Source organism: Micromonospora sp. NPDC049101, from assembly GCF_040648675.1.
Taxonomy (GTDB): Bacteria; Actinomycetota; Actinomycetes; order Mycobacteriales; family Micromonosporaceae; genus Micromonospora.
The window spans coordinates 58,312-73,003 of record NZ_JBEZED010000024.1; the positions used below are offsets into that span (position 1 = coordinate 58,312).

General features: G+C 71.9%; 21 protein-coding genes. 6 read left to right on the forward strand and 15 right to left on the reverse strand.

Annotation, left to right across the window (positions count from 1 at the left end; translation table 11 throughout):
• Positions 1-5 precede the first annotated feature (5 nt).
• Both AB0B57_RS27425 and AB0B57_RS27430 read right to left on the reverse strand, forming a co-directional pair.
• On the reverse strand, positions 6-278 hold the full coding sequence (locus AB0B57_RS27425) for a hypothetical protein (protein ID WP_357075977.1): 273 nt from the start codon (positions 276-278) through the stop codon (positions 6-8).
• A 332-nt stretch (positions 279-610) separates the two neighbouring features.
• Entirely contained in the window at positions 611-793 is a 183-nt protein-coding gene (locus tag AB0B57_RS27430; RefSeq protein WP_357075746.1) for a hypothetical protein, read from the reverse strand.
• A 93-nt stretch (positions 794-886) separates the two neighbouring features.
• Here AB0B57_RS27430 and AB0B57_RS27435 point away from each other — a divergent pair, with 93 nt between their 5' ends.
• The gene (locus AB0B57_RS27435; protein WP_357075749.1) at positions 887-1,219 is read left to right on the forward strand and encodes a hypothetical protein; all 333 of its coding nucleotides are present in this window, start codon (positions 887-889) and stop codon (positions 1,217-1,219) included.
• Between the two features lie 19 nt (positions 1,220-1,238).
• Here AB0B57_RS27435 and AB0B57_RS27440 read toward each other — a convergent pair whose 3' ends face one another.
• Positions 1,239-1,721, reverse strand: coding sequence for a DUF2231 domain-containing protein (locus tag AB0B57_RS27440; protein WP_357075751.1), 483 nt, complete (start codon positions 1,719-1,721; stop codon positions 1,239-1,241).
• Between the two features lie 204 nt (positions 1,722-1,925).
• Here AB0B57_RS27440 and AB0B57_RS27445 point away from each other — a divergent pair, with 204 nt between their 5' ends.
• Together AB0B57_RS27445 and AB0B57_RS27450 are read left to right on the forward strand one after the other, a co-directional pair.
• Positions 1,926-2,351, forward strand: coding sequence for a Fur family transcriptional regulator (locus tag AB0B57_RS27445; RefSeq protein ID WP_357075754.1), 426 nt, complete (start codon positions 1,926-1,928; stop codon positions 2,349-2,351).
• A gap of 72 nt (positions 2,352-2,423) precedes the next feature.
• The gene (locus AB0B57_RS27450) at positions 2,424-3,287 is read left to right on the forward strand and encodes an oxygenase MpaB family protein (protein ID WP_357075757.1); all 864 of its coding nucleotides are present in this window, start codon (positions 2,424-2,426) and stop codon (positions 3,285-3,287) included.
• A gap of 21 nt (positions 3,288-3,308) precedes the next feature.
• Here AB0B57_RS27450 and AB0B57_RS27455 read toward each other — a convergent pair whose 3' ends face one another.
• The 11 genes from AB0B57_RS27455 to AB0B57_RS27505 form a co-directional block, all read right to left on the reverse strand.
• A complete protein-coding gene (locus AB0B57_RS27455; protein ID WP_357075760.1) occupies positions 3,309-4,229 on the reverse strand; it encodes a PD-(D/E)XK nuclease family protein in 921 nt (306 codons plus the stop codon).
• A gap of 44 nt (positions 4,230-4,273) precedes the next feature.
• Positions 4,274-4,888, reverse strand: coding sequence for a MarC family protein (locus AB0B57_RS27460; RefSeq protein ID WP_357075763.1), 615 nt, complete (start codon positions 4,886-4,888; stop codon positions 4,274-4,276).
• Positions 4,889-4,929: 41 nt separating this feature from the next.
• A complete protein-coding gene (locus tag AB0B57_RS27465; RefSeq protein WP_357075766.1) occupies positions 4,930-5,802 on the reverse strand; it encodes a PHP domain-containing protein in 873 nt (290 codons plus the stop codon).
• 61 nt (positions 5,803-5,863) lie between these two features.
• Entirely contained in the window at positions 5,864-7,126 is a 1,263-nt protein-coding gene (locus tag AB0B57_RS27470) for a hypothetical protein (RefSeq protein ID WP_357075769.1), read from the reverse strand.
• Positions 7,123-7,941 carry a SigE family RNA polymerase sigma factor gene (locus tag AB0B57_RS27475; RefSeq protein WP_357075772.1) on the reverse strand — a complete coding sequence of 273 codons (819 nt, stop codon included), beginning with the start codon at positions 7,939-7,941 and terminating at the stop codon, positions 7,123-7,125. The genes AB0B57_RS27470 and AB0B57_RS27475 overlap by 4 nt, the downstream gene beginning before the upstream one ends.
• A 103-nt stretch (positions 7,942-8,044) precedes the next feature.
• Positions 8,045-8,920, reverse strand: coding sequence for a PH domain-containing protein (locus AB0B57_RS27480; RefSeq protein WP_357075775.1), 876 nt, complete (start codon positions 8,918-8,920; stop codon positions 8,045-8,047).
• A 6-nt stretch (positions 8,921-8,926) separates the two neighbouring features.
• On the reverse strand, positions 8,927-9,085 hold the full coding sequence (locus AB0B57_RS27485; RefSeq protein ID WP_170285364.1) for a hypothetical protein: 159 nt from the start codon (positions 9,083-9,085) through the stop codon (positions 8,927-8,929).
• A 116-nt stretch (positions 9,086-9,201) separates the two neighbouring features.
• On the reverse strand, positions 9,202-9,921 hold the full coding sequence (locus AB0B57_RS27490) for a DUF6758 family protein (RefSeq protein WP_357075780.1): 720 nt from the start codon (positions 9,919-9,921) through the stop codon (positions 9,202-9,204).
• 39 nt (positions 9,922-9,960) lie between these two features.
• Complete coding sequence (locus AB0B57_RS27495; protein ID WP_357075783.1) at positions 9,961-10,584, reverse strand: RNA methyltransferase; 624 nt, start codon at positions 10,582-10,584, stop codon at positions 9,961-9,963.
• Positions 10,585-10,636: 52 nt separating this feature from the next.
• The gene (locus AB0B57_RS27500; RefSeq protein ID WP_357075786.1) at positions 10,637-11,173 is read right to left on the reverse strand and encodes a hypothetical protein; all 537 of its coding nucleotides are present in this window, start codon (positions 11,171-11,173) and stop codon (positions 10,637-10,639) included.
• An 84-nt stretch (positions 11,174-11,257) separates the two neighbouring features.
• Positions 11,258-11,773, reverse strand: coding sequence for a MaoC family dehydratase (locus AB0B57_RS27505; protein WP_357075789.1), 516 nt, complete (start codon positions 11,771-11,773; stop codon positions 11,258-11,260).
• A gap of 546 nt (positions 11,774-12,319) precedes the next feature.
• On the opposite strand from AB0B57_RS27505, the gene trxA reads away from it, so the two are divergent.
• The 3 genes from trxA (at position 12,320) to AB0B57_RS27520 (ending at position 14,283) form a co-directional block, all read left to right on the forward strand.
• The gene (gene trxA / locus AB0B57_RS27510) at positions 12,320-12,682 is read left to right on the forward strand and encodes a thioredoxin (protein ID WP_030329190.1); all 363 of its coding nucleotides are present in this window, start codon (positions 12,320-12,322) and stop codon (positions 12,680-12,682) included.
• Positions 12,683-12,829: 147 nt separating this feature from the next.
• Complete coding sequence (locus AB0B57_RS27515) at positions 12,830-13,270, forward strand: hypothetical protein (RefSeq protein ID WP_357075792.1); 441 nt, start codon at positions 12,830-12,832, stop codon at positions 13,268-13,270.
• Positions 13,267-14,283, forward strand: coding sequence for an HTTM domain-containing protein (locus AB0B57_RS27520; protein WP_357075795.1), 1,017 nt, complete (start codon positions 13,267-13,269; stop codon positions 14,281-14,283). The genes AB0B57_RS27515 and AB0B57_RS27520 overlap by 4 nt, the downstream gene beginning before the upstream one ends.
• Here AB0B57_RS27520 and AB0B57_RS27525 read toward each other — a convergent pair.
• A complete protein-coding gene (locus AB0B57_RS27525) occupies positions 14,247-14,666 on the reverse strand; it encodes a DUF393 domain-containing protein (RefSeq protein WP_357075965.1) in 420 nt (139 codons plus the stop codon). The two genes, AB0B57_RS27520 and AB0B57_RS27525, sit on opposite strands and share 37 nt — an antisense overlap.
• Between the last annotated feature and the right edge of the window lie 26 nt (positions 14,667-14,692).

Below are 14,692 nucleotides of genomic sequence, written 5' to 3' on the forward strand. Positions count from 1 at the left end.
GGCTTCTACCGCACCGACTCGCGGGCGACCGCCGGCGGCGCGACCAGCAAGCCGGCGAAGTCCGAGTCGTCGTCCTCGGGTGGCGACTCCGGGTCGTCGGGTTCGTCCTCGTCGTCGGGTTCGTCGTCGTCGGGATCGTCCTCGTCCGGGTCGTCCTCGGGCTCGTCGTCCGGGTCGTCCTCGTCGGGGTCGTCCTCGTCCGGCGGGTCGAGCGGCGGCAAGGCACCGGCGGCCAGTTCCGCGTCCTGACCCGCCCGCCCCGCCTCGGTCGGCAGCAAGACCTTGATCGACTCGGTTTCACGGAAATCGGCCTGTCCGCGCCCGACCGGACCTTGATCAACTCGGGTTCATGAAAGTCGCGCTATCCACGCCGGGCGGACACCCCGGTTTCCGTGAAGCCGAGTTGATCAGCGGCGCGGCGGGCAGCAGCGCGGAAGGCCGGGCGGGCAAGCACCGCGGCAGGCGCGGCGGGCAGCAGCGCGGAAGGCCGGGCGGGCAAGCACCGCGGCGGGCAGCGGGCTGGTCGAGCCGCCCCGGGTCACCTCGCGGATCCTGCCGGAACGCCGGGCCGACCTGCGCACCGCTGCCGACCCGACCAAGGGGCGAGCGGTCAGCCCCAGTGCGGAGGGCGTTCGGCGAGCAGCCAGTCGTCGTTGCCGTCCACCCGCTCGCCCCAGCCCCGGTCGGTGTCGTCGGAGGTCTGCTCGGGCAGCACCACGAGGTCTTCGCTCAGATCGACGGTGCGGTCGTCGTCGCCGCGCGCGGCCGGGGTGCCGGGGTCCATGGTGCTCACGAGCGGCAAGACTAGCGCAGCGGACCGTCGCCGACGGTGGCACGCCGTGCAGAAACGGACGGGCCGCCGGCCGCGTTGGTAGCGTCGGACGGCGTGACGACCCCCAGCGGTGGCAGCAACCCGGACGACTACTGGCGACGGCCCGGCACCGGTGACGACGCGGTGGCCGACCAGCCCCCCGCCCCGTCCACCAACCCCCCTGCGAGCGGGTATGCCGGCCCGCCGCCGAGTGTGCCGCCGCCCAGCGGTTGGCGACCACCCGTACACCTGCGGCCGGCACCGCCGCGACGGCTGCCGCCGCAGGACATGGCCGACCTGGACGTGGCTGAGCAGCGCTCGCAGCGGGTCACCTACGGCTTCGGTGTGGCGGCCGGCGTGGTGCTGGTGGTCGTGGTCTGCCTGCTCTGCTCGCGGATCATCTTCTGAGTCACGCCCTGCCCGCCGGTCAGAGGGTGGTGCCCCAGACGGCCTCGGCGCCGCTGTGGCCGGTCAGGTAGACGTAGACCAGGGCGGCGATGGACAGCGCCACGACCGCCACCGCCAGCACGGGGGTGACGAGCGCCGGCAGTTGCGGCACCCGGGGGTGCCCACTTGTCGCCACCAGCAGGAGGATGGCCACGATCCCGAGCGGCACCACGATGCGGAACAGGATGTCGCCGTAGCGGGAGTGCTCGAAGATCTGGTCGAGGATCTGCCCCTGGAAACCCCGGGCGACAAGCGCGTCGGTGAACGCCTCACCCGACTTGACGGCCACGAAGGCGGTCACCGGCGCGGCCACGGCGAGGAGGCCCAGGGCCCAGTCCAGCCGGTGCCGCCACCGCGGCAGCCCCACGTACGCGATGGCCAGCGCCGCCAGCAGCGGCACGAACACGACAACCGCGTGGACCACCATCACGTGCGCCGGTAGACCCAGGATCTCCTCGAACATCGAACCCCTCCAGGTGGATCATGGTCAGGAGAGGGTCAGCGTACGGTCCGCCGGCCGCCCCCAGGCTCTCGACCGGTCACACGCGCGCGGCGTCGATCGGGTTCATCCTTGGAGGGCCGCGCCCCTGACCTTCGTGGCTGTGTCGGTGAGCACCCGAGCCGGGCGACGGTTGTCGATGCTGGTCGCGCGTGCTGTCATTGGCGAATGTCCGCCGAGGAGCTGCTGCGATCGAAGGGCCTGCGTGTCACGCGGCCACGCCTCGCGGTGCTCGACGTGCTTGCCGGCGGGGGCCACCTGGAGGTCGACGAGATCAGCCGGCGCGTCCGGGAACGCCTCGACTCGGTCTCCACCCAGGCGGTGTACGACGTGCTGGGTGCCCTGTCCCGGGCCGGGCTGTCCCGCCGGATCGAGCCGGCCGGCGGTCCCGCCCGTTATGAGGCACGCGTCGGCGACAACCACCATCACGTGGTCTGCCGGAGCTGCGGCGAGATCGCCGACATCGACTGCGCGGTGGGCAGCGCGCCCTGTCTGGAGCCGAACGTGTCGCACGGGTTCGAGGTGGACGAGGCGGAAGTGACCTTCTGGGGTCTCTGCCCGGGCTGCCGGGCGCGCCGCTCCGCCGACGTGTGAGCCGACGACTGAGCCGACGGCATCGACGGGACGTGCCCGGCGGGGTCGGCCCGCGCGTGGCACTCTTGGGCGGTGGACTCCGATGACCTCGGCCTCTTCGGTCCGGGTTCGGTCACGTGGAAGGTGCACGAGGAGCCGATCCTGATCGTCGCCGGCCTGCGCTCGCTCTACCTGCAGGCGTTGCATCCCCGGGCGATGGCCGGGGTCGCGCAGAACAGCAACTACCGCACCGACGCCTGGGGTCGCCTGGTCCGCACCTCGACCTACGTCGCGACCACCATCTACGGGACCACCGCCGAGGCGGAGGCGGCCGGCGCCCGACTGCGTCGACTGCACGACCGGTTGCGGGCCACCGACCCGTTCAGCGGTGCGGAGTTTCGGATCGACGAACCGGACCTGCTGCGTTGGGTGCACGTCACCGAGGTCGAGTCGTTCCTCAGCACCGCCCGGCGGGCCGGGCTGCCGCTCACCGACGACGAGGTGGACGGCTACTACACCGAGCAGCGCCGCGCGGCCGCCCTGGTCGGTCTGGACCCGGCCACCGTGCCCGGCACCGCGGCCGAGGTCGCGGACTACTACGAGGCGGTACGCCCGCAGTTGCGGATGACCAGGGAGGCCGCCGAGACGGCGCTCTTCCTCACCGCCCCGCCGCTGCCGTGGAAGCTCAGCCTGCCGGCCCGGTTGGGGCTCACCCTCGGTCCGCCGCGCTGGGCGTACCTGGGCATCGCCGGCACCGCCTTCGCGCTGCTGCCGGCCTGGGCGCGCCGAATGTACGGCGGGCTCGGTCTGCCCACCACTGCGATGTCGGCGGACCTGACGGTGCGCGCACTGCGGCTCGCGTTCGCTGCCGTGCCCCGTCGCTATCTGGAGGGGCCGTTGATCCAGGCCGCCAAGGAGCGGGCCGCCCGCCACGCCGCCACCCCGCTGGCCGGCTGACCCGACCTCGGCGGTCGGAGGTCAACCGTCGGCGGGCCGGTCCATGGCCGCCCACGGCTCCTTGCCCGGCACCTGCGCGCCGGTCGGGCAGTGCCGCCGGAAGTCGCACCAGCCACAGCGGGGGCCGGGTGCCACCGGGAACGCCTCGTCCGCGTCGGCACCGTCCGCGACCGCCCGTTCGGCGGCCATGATGTCGCGGGCCGTCTCCTCCGCGCGGGTCAACTGCCGGGCCAGCGACTCGACGGTGTGCTCGTGGCCGGCGATCGTGCCGGTCGGCAGGTGGTGCAGCTCCACCCGACGGCACGGCTTGCGGAACACCCGCTCGGCCGCGTACGCGTAGAGCGCCAACGCCTGCGAACCCCGGGCGTCGTCCGCGTCCAGACCGGTGCGACCGGTCTTGTAGTCGACGATGACCAGCTCGGGCCCTTCTGGCCCGGGCCGTGAGTCGATCCGGTCGGCTCGACCGTTGAACGCCAGCACGGCGGTCTTGACCGCCACCACCCGCTCCACGCCGAGCGGGTCGGCATCCGGCTCCAGGGTTTCGACGTAGCCCTCCAACCAGCCCAACGCCCGCCGGTAGGCGGCCCGCTCCTGCTCGTCGTCGCGGTAACCCTCGCGGACCCAGGTGCCCTTGAGCAGGGTGGCCAACGCTTCGGGACGGCGCCGGTCGGCGGGCAGCGCATACCAGTTTTTCAGGGCGGTGTGCACGCTGGCACCGAGTGAGTTGTGCGCCCACGGCGGGCCCTTGGGCGGGGCCGGTCGGTCGACGTAGGAGTAGCGGTAGCGGCGTGGGCAGTCCGCGTACGCGCCGAGTTTGCTCGGTGTGCAGACGAAGAGGCGCTCCGGCATGCCCTCGAAGCCAAGCTGCTCGGCGCCGCCGGCGCGCTGTCGGGGAGCCCGGCCACCGGCCGCCGGCCGTCCCGCTGAGGAGGATCGTCGCACGCCTGCGATCCTGCCACCCACCCCCGACACCGTGCGGGAGCCGGTCAGGTCATGTTCACGTACTGGGTGACGAAGGCGAACACCGCGTCGGCGATGAGCTGTACGGCGATGGCCGCCAGCAGCAGGCCGGCGATCCTGGTGAGCACCTCGATCCCGCCCGGGCGGAGGATCTTCACGATGCCGCCGGAGAAGCGGAGGACGATCCAGACCGCGAGCATCACGGCGAGGATCGCCACGGCGATGGCCGTGAAGTCGGCGAACCCGTCGGCCTGCTGGACGAAGAGCATGGTCGCCACGATGGCGCCCGGGCCGGCCAGCAGTGGGGTGCCCAGTGGCACCAGGGCGATGTTCGAGGTGGCCTCCGAGCTCGGACCGTCGGTCTTGCCGGTGAGCAGTTCCAGTGCGACGAGCACGAGCAGCAGCCCACCGGCCGCCTGCAACGCCGGCAGGTCCACGTGCAGGTAGTCCAGCAGGGTCTGCCCCGCCACCGCGAAGACCACGATCACGCCCAACGCCAGCGTGACGGCCTGCCAGGCGGCCCGGTTACGGTCGCGGGCCGGCAGCGGGCCGGTCAGCGCCAGGAAGATCGGCATCATGCCCGGCGGGTCGGTGATCACCAGCAGAGTCACGAAGACCTCGCCGAACAGCTTCAGATCCACGTGATCAACCTAGCCGCGCCGCAGTGGGCAAAATACCCGGATCACCCCGAAGCGACCTCGGTCACCCCGGCGGCGACGATGCGCTCGTACGCATCGGCGCCCGTCGTGAACGCGCCGAGCTGGACGGTCTTGTGAGTGCCGTGAAAATCCGACGAGCCGGTGACGAACAGGCCCAGCTCGGCGGCGAGCGCCCGGACGTGCTCCCGTTCGGCCGGGCTGTGGTCCTCGTGGTCGGCCTCAAGTCCGGCCAGCCCCGCGGCGGCCAGCTCGGCGATCAACTCGTCGGGCACCACCCGACCGCGCCGGGTGGCCCGGGGATGGGCGAAGACCGGCACGCCGCCGGCCGACCGGACCAGGTGGATCGCCCGGAACACGTCGATGTCGTCCTTGGGCAGCCGATAGCGTTCGCCCAGCCAGTCCGGACCGAATGCCTCCCGGGTGCTGCCGACCAGGCCGGCCCGGATCAACGCCTGCGCGATGTGCGGACGGCCCACGGTGCCGCCGCCGGCACCCGCCAGGATGTCCGGCCAGCTCACGTCGATGCCGTCGGCGCGCAGCAGCGCGACGATCCGCTCACCGCGCTCCTCCCGGGCGGCCCGCACCCGGCCCAGCTCGGCCACCAACTCCGGGTGCTCCGGGTCGAACAGGTACGCGAGCAGGTGCAGCGGCACCGCCGGCCGGGTGCCGGACCAACGGCAGGACAGCTCCGCGCCCCGGACCAGGCGCAGCCCCGGCGGTAGCGCGTCCACGGCCGGCGCCCAGCCGGCGGTGGTGTCGTGGTCGGTGATCGCGAGCACGTCCAGCCCCGCCGTGGCGGCAGCGCGTACCAGGTCAGCCGGGGGCAGCGTGCCGTCGCTGGCCGTCGAGTGGGCGTGCAGGTCGATACGCGGGGCGGAGCCGGTACGCGAGGTCACCGCCCGACGCTACCGAGGAACAACCGAGCCCGGCTCACGGAGGCCACCTCGACCGCGCGGATCAGAAGTCGGCCACCAGGACCGGCTGGTCCCCGGCCGACACACCGGGCACGGCGGCGGGGCTGGCGGGTGTTCCGGCCCGCGCCTGGCCGACGTCGACCCGGACCAGCGCGCCGGAACCATCGAGGTAGGAGGCGTGGGACTCGTCGCTCCAGACGATCGCGCCGGTCATCGGCGGCCCGGCCGGGACGGCTGACGTGTTCGGCCCGAGCCGCCGCAGGTCGACAAGCAGCGCCCGGGTGGCCTCGCCGACCCGCCCGTTCACCAGCAGCCACCGCCCGTCGGCGGAGACCGCGCCGACGCCGTCCTGGCTGAGGTCCGGCCCGCAGCCGGTCTGGACCGGGTTCAGCTGACGTGTCGGGTCGAGCAGGGCCAGGCAGGACCGGCCCGGGGCGACCGTGGAGATCTGCCCGACGAGCCGCCCGTCGGGCAGCCGGCCGTAGAAGTTGAGGCTTTCCTGGTCGACGGCCTCGGTCAACTGCCCCACGCCGGGCCGCCACAGGGTGTGGCCGGCCTCCGCCGGGTCGGGTCGGACCAGCACGCTGTCGCCGACGAACCGGACGGGCACCGCCCCGGCGGGCACCGGGGTGCGCGCCGCCCCGATGAGCTGATTGCCGACCACGCCCGCCACCAACAGGTCGCTACCGTCCCGCCAGGCGACCTGGCCGCTGTCCGCCGCCAGGACGATCGGACCGGCTCCGGCCAGCAGTACCTGCACGAGACCGTCGCCCTGCACCGTCCAGAGGGAGCGGCCGGCGGCGGTCGGCGTGCCGACCACCAGCCAACCGTTGCCACCGGGCAGGAGCTGGGCGCGTTCGGCCGGCCCGACGTCGTGCAGCACCAGCCGTCGACCGTCGGCGCTGACAAGCGTCTCGCTCCCGAGCAGACCCGCCGACGGCCCGGGTGCGGGATCGGTGCCGGGCACACTGGCCGTCGGGATGGGCCGGCTGGACGGATCCGGGTCACCGATCACCACGATGGGTGTCCCGTCGCGCCCGGTCTCGGCACCGAGCCGCGCCATGCCGGCGCTGAGCAGGACGGTGACGACCGCCGCGACGGCGACACCAGCCGCGGTACGCCGACGCCGGATCCGGTTCGCCCGGCGGATGGCCTGGCCCGCCGGGTCGACGCCCAGGGGGCGGGCAAGGGCGACCTGGTGCGAGAGGGTCTCCCGCACCGCATCTTCCAGCTCGTCCGGCCGCACCTGGTAAGAACGCCGCGGCCCGTCCGTCAGGTTGTCGGACTCGCCGGGAAAAACGCTCACTGCGGCTCCCCGGAGCCCGTGCCGACGGGCACGGCCGCCGGGGCGGAGGGGAGCACGACCTGCGGACCGATCGGCTGCGGCGCGGCCGGACGGGGCGCGGGTCGGTCGACCGCCTGCCGGGCTGTCGGCGTGGCGGCGGCACCGGCGGCCGGAACCCGACCGCTCGGGGCAGCCGAGCCACCGGACCGGGTGGCGCCGGCTGCCGACCGACCGGCACCGGCTGACGCCGCCCGAGGGGCGTTACCGGCGGTGGCCGACCGACCGGCGGCACCGGCGGTGGCCGACCGACCGGCGCTGCCGGCGGTGGCGGTCAGGTCCGGTGCGTCGGCGCCCATCCGACGGCGCAGCGTGGCCAACGCTCGGGACGCCTGGCTCTTCACCGTGCCCGGGGAGATGTCCAGCATCGCGGCGGTCTGCGCCTCCGACATGTCCTCGTAGTAGCGGAGCACCAGCACCGCCCGCTGCCGTTGGGGCAACAGCCGGAGATGCCGCCAGAGCAGATCCCGGTCGAGTTGCTGCGAGATCTCGTCGACGCCGGCCCGCTCCGGCAGCACCTCGGTGGGGCGTTCACCGTGCCAGCGTCGGCGCCACCAACTCGTCGATGTGTTGACCATCACACGTCGGGCGTACGGCTCGACGGCCTCGATCCCCCCGAGCCGCTTCCACGCCAGGTAGGTCTTGGTCAGTGCCGTCTGGAGCAGATCCTCGGCCGTGGCCCAGTCGCCGGTGAGCAGATAGGCGGTGCGCAGGAGCGCGGCGGAGCGGGCCGCGACGAACTCGCGGAACTGCTCCTCCAACGAGTCCCTGCTCGCCACCGCCCACCTCCACACCCCAGCCGTCCTGGCAGAGTGCCACGTCAGAGGCGGTCTGGTCCATGACGAAAGGTGCGCACTTGCTCCGATGTTCGGTCGAAAACCTTCACGCCCCGTCGTCGGCCTTGGCCTCGTCGGCCTCCTTGCCGAGCCGGGCCTCGACCGCCTGCGGCTCGTACATCTCCTCGACCACACGCAGGTAGAGCTCGTTCGGATTGGGCAGATTCTTGATCTCGCGGAGCGCCTGCTCCTGACCGGCGGACTCCAGCACGAAGGTGCCGTAGTTGAGCGCGCGACCAGTCGGCGTCTGCTCATACTTCATGTCGGTGACCCGGACCAGCGGCATCATCGCCACCTTGCGGGTGACGATGCCGTTGACCACCATGACCCGCTTGTTGGTCAGGATGAAACGGTCATACCACCAGTCGGCGACCTTCCACGCCACCCAGCCCATCACCCCGAACCAGAGCAGCACGGCGATGGTGGTCAGCGCGCCGACGTCGTTGCCGGCGAGGAAGCCGGAGAGATAGCCGAGCACGAAGGTCGCCGCGACGCCGATGAGCAGCGGGTTGGTGAGGTGGATCCAGTGCCGCTTCCACTCACCCCGGTAGCGCTCGGTGGGGAAGAGGTAGCGGGCGACGAGCGAGCTGGGCTCGTCTTCCAGGGGCAGCACCCGCCGTGGAGTCGCACCTGTCGCGTCGGCGCGCAACCCGGCCAGCTCGTCCTCGGAGATCTGCGGCTGCTGGTAGCCGGCCTCCGGATCACGAACCCACGCTCGACCCGACCGGCCCTGGCCGGCATAGCCGGGCCCGTCGCCATAGCCGACGTCGTCCGAAAGGGACGGACCGTCGGACAGGCCGGGACCGGCCCCGTAACCCGGGCCGTCATCAGGCCCGATCCGCGGGATCGGCTCGGTGTCGCGCTCGCGACGCTCCCGGTCGGGGTCGTCCGGGTCGAAGGGTGGTCCGGAGGGGCTGCCCATCGGCGGTTAAGCGACGAGGCTGGTGAAGAAGTCGCCGAACCCTTGAGCAATATCCATGATCCCGCCGCCGAGCGACTTGAACACGTCTGCCGCAGAGTTTGGCCGGTAGGCGACGAAGAAGATCAAGAATGCAACTCCGGCCCAGGTGAGGACCTTCTTGACCATGGCGGGCCATCCTCTCGCGCGGCGCCGGGTCCCATTACCGCAGCGGCACCCAGAGTATCAGTGTGGTGTCGTACAGTGAATATCTGCGTCCGTTCTCCGTCAATCCGGATGGGTTGTCAAGCCCTACCGGGTAAGTACGGGGACGGTGCGCCGTACACGAGCTCGGGCGGAGTCCACTCGGTCAGGTCGTGTAACACGACATCTTCCGCGAGCAGATGACCCGCACTCGCCGGCCAGGCTATCGCATGGAGCCACATTCCCCGAGCCTCGCCGGCGTACGCGCTTCGATCTGTCGGAGAATTCACCAACCACAGTGGAGTAGGGTGCCCGCCGACCCTGATCCTGGCCTGGCCCACATGGTCGGGGTGACCCGGCCCCGGGTCGGTCAACGCGCCGGCCAACTCCGGCCCCGGATCCGGGCCGGCCAGTCCGGCGAGCCGGGTGCCCAGGCCGACGCCCGGCTCCTCGGCCACGAAGACCAGATCGGCCGGGCCGCCGCCGAGTGGCGCCGGGCCCGCGCAGGCCACCGCGGTCGCCCGCACACCAGTCCGCTCGTCCCCGGCGTACGCCACACCGGTGAGAGTCCAGCCGGTGGGCAGCGGCCACGGGCACCACAACGGTGTCACCGGCGGATCCGCGGCGGTGGTGATCCGTTCCACCACGCTCGCCACGATCTCCGCTCCGATGTGCTCGGGCACGTGCAGCGGCGGCACCGGGCCGCACCGCAGACACCTCGAGTCGGTGTGCATCAGATCCGGCGCCCGGACCGGGCCCCCGCATCTCGGACAACTCACCGCGACACTCACAACTCCACCGTCACCCCGCAGCGCCGGCACGTCAAGCCGGAACGTCCGATTCGGTCGCTGGGGCGAGGGTCAGTCCGGCGGCGCGCCGGCGTGCGCACGGATCCAGGCGTGCATGGCGATGCCGCTGGCCACGCCCGCGTTGATCGACCTCGTCGAGCCGTACTGGGCGATGGAGTAGAGCCTGTCGCACGCGGCCCGGGCGGGCGCGGAGAGACCGGGCCCCTCCTGGCCGAACAGCAGCACACAGTCCCGGGGCAGGGTGCCGGTTTCCAGCGGGCGCGACCCCGGCAGGTTGTCGATGCCGAACACCGGCAGCCGGCGCTCCCCCGCCCAGGCCACGAACTCCTCGATCGTCTCGTGGTGCCGCACGTGCTGGTAGCGATCGGTCACCATGGCGCCGCGCCGGTTCCACCGACGCCGCCCGACGATGTGCACCTCGGCGGCGTTGAACGCGTTGGCGTTGCGGACCACCGTGCCGATGTTGAAGTCGTGCTGCCAGTTCTCGATCGCGACGTGGAAGCCGTGCCGGTGCCGGTCCAGGTCGGCGACTATCGCCTCGTGCCGCCAGTAGCGGTAGCGGTCGACGACGTTGCGCCGGTCCCCCTCCGCCAGCAACTGCGGGTCGTACCGTGGGTCGTCCGGTGGGTCCCCCGGCCAGGGGCCCACACCCACCTCAGGCTGGTCGTCGGTCACGGTCATCAGAGGGTACGGACCGGGCCGGGGCGCGGTGCGACGGCCCGCCGGATCAGCCCAGCCCGAGCGCCGCACCGAGGTGGTCCAGGAAGCGCCGGTCCGCCGGGGTGGTGGGTTGGTCCTCCCGGCGCTCGCCGGGGCCGGGCACCGCCCGGCAGACCCGGGCCGCGACCGACTGCACCCACTGGCGGTACGCGGCCGAGTCCGCCGGGTCGGCGCGCCGCCTGAGGACCCGGCTCGCGGCCCGACAGGCGGCCAGCAGGTCCACCAGGTCGGTGAGGCGTTCGGCGGGCGGTGGGGTGCCGTCCGGACGGGCGTAGATCGCGGCGACCACCGCGCGGACCAGATCGCTGTCGAAGGCTCGGCCCGCGGCCACGGCGTCCAGGCCGGCCAGACCCGCCAGGACCCCCCGGTCCGTGCGACCGGGACCGGAAGCCGCCGCGGTCACGAGGACCCGACCGGGCAGGCTGATGAGCAGATCCCACTCGGTGGCCGAGTAGACAGCGGTGGTCAGGGGTGCGGCTCGGCGGCCGGCAGAGGGCGGCTCTCCGGCGACGGAGTGGCTCATCGGAACCTCCGGCGCCAGCATATGTCCCCCGCGACCCGGACAGCGCCCCTTCCCGGCAGACCCGCTGTCGGCAGAGGGCACCTGGAGTGCGGCGGCCCGGGCCGTTCAGCGTGGCTCGGGGAAGCTGGGCCGCTCCGGGTCCACTCCCTCGGGGACGGCGCTGGCCGCGTACTCCCGTTTGGGGACCATGACCTTGCGCCGGAAGACGCAGACCATCGTGCCGTCCTGGTTGTAGCCACGGGTCTCCACCGACACCACGCCCCGATCGGGCTTCGAGCCGGACTCACGCTTGTCCAGCACGGTGGTCTCGCCGTAGATGGTGTCGCCGTGGAAGGTCGGCGCGACGTGCCGCAGCGACTCGACCTCGAGGTTGGCGATCGCCTTCCCGCTCACGTCGGGCACCGACATGCCGAGCAGCAGCGAGTAGATGTAGTTGCCGACCACGACGTTGCGCTTGAACTGGCTGGCCGTCGCCGCGTAGTGCGCGTCCATGTGCAGCGGGTGGTGGTTCATGGTGAGCAGGCAGAAGAGGTGGTCGTCGTACTCGGTCACGGTCTTGCCCGGCCAGTGCCGGTAGACCGCGCCGACCTCGAACTCCTCGTAGTAGCGGCCGAACTGCATCCTGGTCCCCTTCGACGGGCGGCGATGGAGTTCGGCACAGCATGCCTTACCGAAGGTTAAGGAAACTGGCCGGGAGCGGCGCCGGCGGAAATGTCACACCGGTCACTCACCAGGGGGAGACGCAATGAGCGGCGGGGCCCTCCCCGGCACCCGCCGCCCACGCTCTGATGGGGAGAATTCTGCCCTACGGAAGCGTAGGTCCGACAGAGATCGAGGTCACATTTATCTTTTTGTAACACTACTCTCGGTGACGAACCGGGGGTTGATCGGCGATCTTCGCAGGCCGGATACCTCCTCGCCAGGTGCCAAGTTACCGATTCGTAGTGCTCGAATGGGTGGATCTCCCTGGAAACGCTCCCATCACCGCAGGTCACGCAAGTGCGTCATGCATTTGCGTTCCGCAGATCGAGATGAACAGACGTGGGTCGATGACCCCCGGCGCCCACCGGCAGGCTGGGCACGTTTCGGGCCTGAGCGCCCGGGAATTCGATACGGTCAGCCCTGGTTCTACGGGACGTAGACAAACCGCGGTGATCGGAGAGTGCAATGGCAACCGTTGAGCTGACCTCGGCGAACTTCGACGAGGTGACCGGCAACGACGGCATCGTCCTGGTCGACTTCTGGGCCGACTGGTGTGGTCCGTGCAAGCGGTTCGCCCCGGTCTACGAGCGCTCCTCGGAGAAGCACCAGAACATCGTCTTCGGCAAGGTCGACACCGAGGCTCAGCAGGAGCTGGGCGCCAAGTTCGACATCCGGTCGATCCCGACGATCATGGCGATCCGCGACGGCGTGATCGTCTTCGCCCAGCCGGGTGCCCTTCCGGAGTCCGCTCTGGAAAACCTGATCGAGCAGGTCGAGGCCCTGGACATGGACGACGTTCGTAAGCAGTTGGCCGAGCACAATCACTGAGTCGTCGCCACGACGACATCCGAAGGCCGGGCCCCGACGCGGGCCCGGCCTTCGTCGTACCCCCTCCGTGATCACCTGCCTGGGCAGGCCCAACTGACCGTCGGAGGGACCCGACGCGGCCGGTACATCCCGTATCGTCACGACCTGATGGAGACCCTGACCACCCGCGGGCGCGTGACCCGGCTGGGCGCGACCGCACTCGCTCTCGTCCTGCTGCTGGTCGGCACCTTCTGGGGCAGCGACGACGACTTCCCGTTCGGCCCGTTCCGGATGTACTCCACCTCCAACCCGCCGAACGCACCCGCCCCGGACACCCGCGTCGAGGGGGTGAACAGCACGGGCGCCGTGGTCGACCTCGACCAGGCCGCGACCGGCATCCGCCGCGCCGAGATCGAGGGGCAGCAGAGCAGGTACGCCGCCGATCCGGCGCTGCTCGCCGAGGTCGCCGACGCGTACGCCGAACGTCACCCGGATGCCGCCGCGCTGGTCGAGGTCCGCATCGTCATCCGCTGGCACGGCATCCGGGCCGGCCGGCCAACCGGCCAGCACACCGACGAGACAGTGGTCCGCTGGCAGGCCCCGCGATGAGCCGTTGGCTGACCGAGGCCGTGCCGCGCGGTCGCATCGCCGCGTTCCGCACCGTGATCTACCTCTTCGTCGCCGCCGACCTGGTGATCTTCACTCCCTGGGTGCGCACCCGGGTCAGCGTGCCCGGCGACCTGTACCAGCCGCTCCTGATCGGCCGCCTGCTCCCCCTGCCGACGCCAACCGAGACGCTGGTGACGGTGATCTTCTGGGCGTTGCTGCTGCTGGCCCTTCTCGCCGCGACCGGACGGGCGCCCCGACTGCTCGGCTGGACGGTCTGCGCGCTGTACCTGCAATGGATGATCATCGCGATGAGCTACGGGAAGGTCGACCACGACCGGATCGGGCTGCTCGTCGCACTGGCCGTGCTGCCCACCGCCGGTCGAGCCCGGCACGGCGACACCACCCGCACCGAGGCCGGCGGCTGGGCGCTGCGTGCCACCCAGATCGCGGTGATCTGCACGTACTTCCTGGCCGCCTTCGCCAAACTGCGCTACGGCGGCCTGGACTGGCTGACCGGCTCGGTGCTGGCCCGCGCGATCATCCGGCGCGGCACCGACCTGGCCGACCTGATCGCCCAGGTGCCGCACCTGCTGATCGTCGCCCAGTTCGGCATCGTGGCGTTCGAGCTGCTCAGCCCGGTGGTCTTCCTGCTACCGGCCCGCTGGCGACTCGCCATGGTCGGTTTCTTCTACTCGTTCCACGTGGTCACCATCGCGACCATCACGATCTCGTTCGCGCCGCACCTGGCCGCGATGACCAGCTTCCTGCCGCTGGAACGGGTGCGCCCGGTGGTGTGGGCCCGCCGACTCCTCGGCCGCGACCCCGCCGGGACAGCGACGGAAACCCCGGCCCCGACACACGCCGACACGGCAGCGCGCCTCGGCGACCAGGCCACGGGGCGGGCCGGCGCGGACGTCGCTCCGCCCGGAGATCAGGCGCCGGTGCGAGCCGGTGCCGATCTGGTGCCGCTCGGCGATCAGGCTCCGGTGGTCGGGCGTCCGGCCGGGCCGTAGAGCCGCTCCCGCGCCTCCTGCGGCAGCGAGCAGGCCGCCGTGCCGCCCGGCAGGCGGTGCCGGTTACGCGCCACCCAGCGGTACACCGGCCAGGCCGCCGCACGCACCGGCGGGAACCGCAGGCCCGCACCGGCGATCCGCCAGAGCGGGCCACTGTCGGCGAGCAGCTTCGCGATGGCATCCGGGCCGGCAGCACGCGCGCCGTCCGCACCGACCCACTGCACGGCCTCCTCGCACTCGGCCACGGTGAGGCCGAGCGCGTCCAGGTCGGAGAACTGCCAGGGCACCACCCGCGCGCCCGTGGGGATCCGGCGAGCGATGAACTCGGCGCACTGCGTGCAGAACGCGCAGTCCCCGTCGTAGACGAAGGTCGACGTCTCCATGGAGTCCATCCTCCCCTCCCCGACCA

Excerpts from the sequence above, each read along its gene's own strand:
- AB0B57_RS27440 (WP_357075751.1), bottom strand. The coding sequence starts at position 1,721 with ATGTTCGAGGAGATCCTGGGTCTACCGGCGCACGTGATGGTGGTCCAC.
- trxA (WP_030329190.1), top strand. The coding sequence starts at position 12,320 with ATGGCAACCGTTGAGCTGACCTCGGCGAACTTCGACGAGGTGACCGGC.
- AB0B57_RS27505 (WP_357075789.1), bottom strand. The coding sequence starts at position 11,773 with ATGCAGTTCGGCCGCTACTACGAGGAGTTCGAGGTCGGCGCGGTCTAC.
- AB0B57_RS27520 (WP_357075795.1), top strand. The coding sequence starts at position 13,267 with ATGAGCCGTTGGCTGACCGAGGCCGTGCCGCGCGGTCGCATCGCCGCG.
- AB0B57_RS27500 (WP_357075786.1), bottom strand. The coding sequence starts at position 11,173 with ATGCTGGCGCCGGAGGTTCCGATGAGCCACTCCGTCGCCGGAGAGCCG.
- AB0B57_RS27480 (WP_357075775.1), bottom strand. The coding sequence starts at position 8,920 with ATGGGCAGCCCCTCCGGACCACCCTTCGACCCGGACGACCCCGACCGG.
- AB0B57_RS27445 (WP_357075754.1), top strand. The coding sequence starts at position 1,926 with ATGTCCGCCGAGGAGCTGCTGCGATCGAAGGGCCTGCGTGTCACGCGG.
- AB0B57_RS27515 (WP_357075792.1), top strand. The coding sequence starts at position 12,830 with ATGGAGACCCTGACCACCCGCGGGCGCGTGACCCGGCTGGGCGCGACC.
- AB0B57_RS27485 (WP_170285364.1), bottom strand. The coding sequence starts at position 9,085 with ATGGTCAAGAAGGTCCTCACCTGGGCCGGAGTTGCATTCTTGATCTTC.
- AB0B57_RS27525 (WP_357075965.1), bottom strand. The coding sequence starts at position 14,666 with ATGGAGACGTCGACCTTCGTCTACGACGGGGACTGCGCGTTCTGCACG.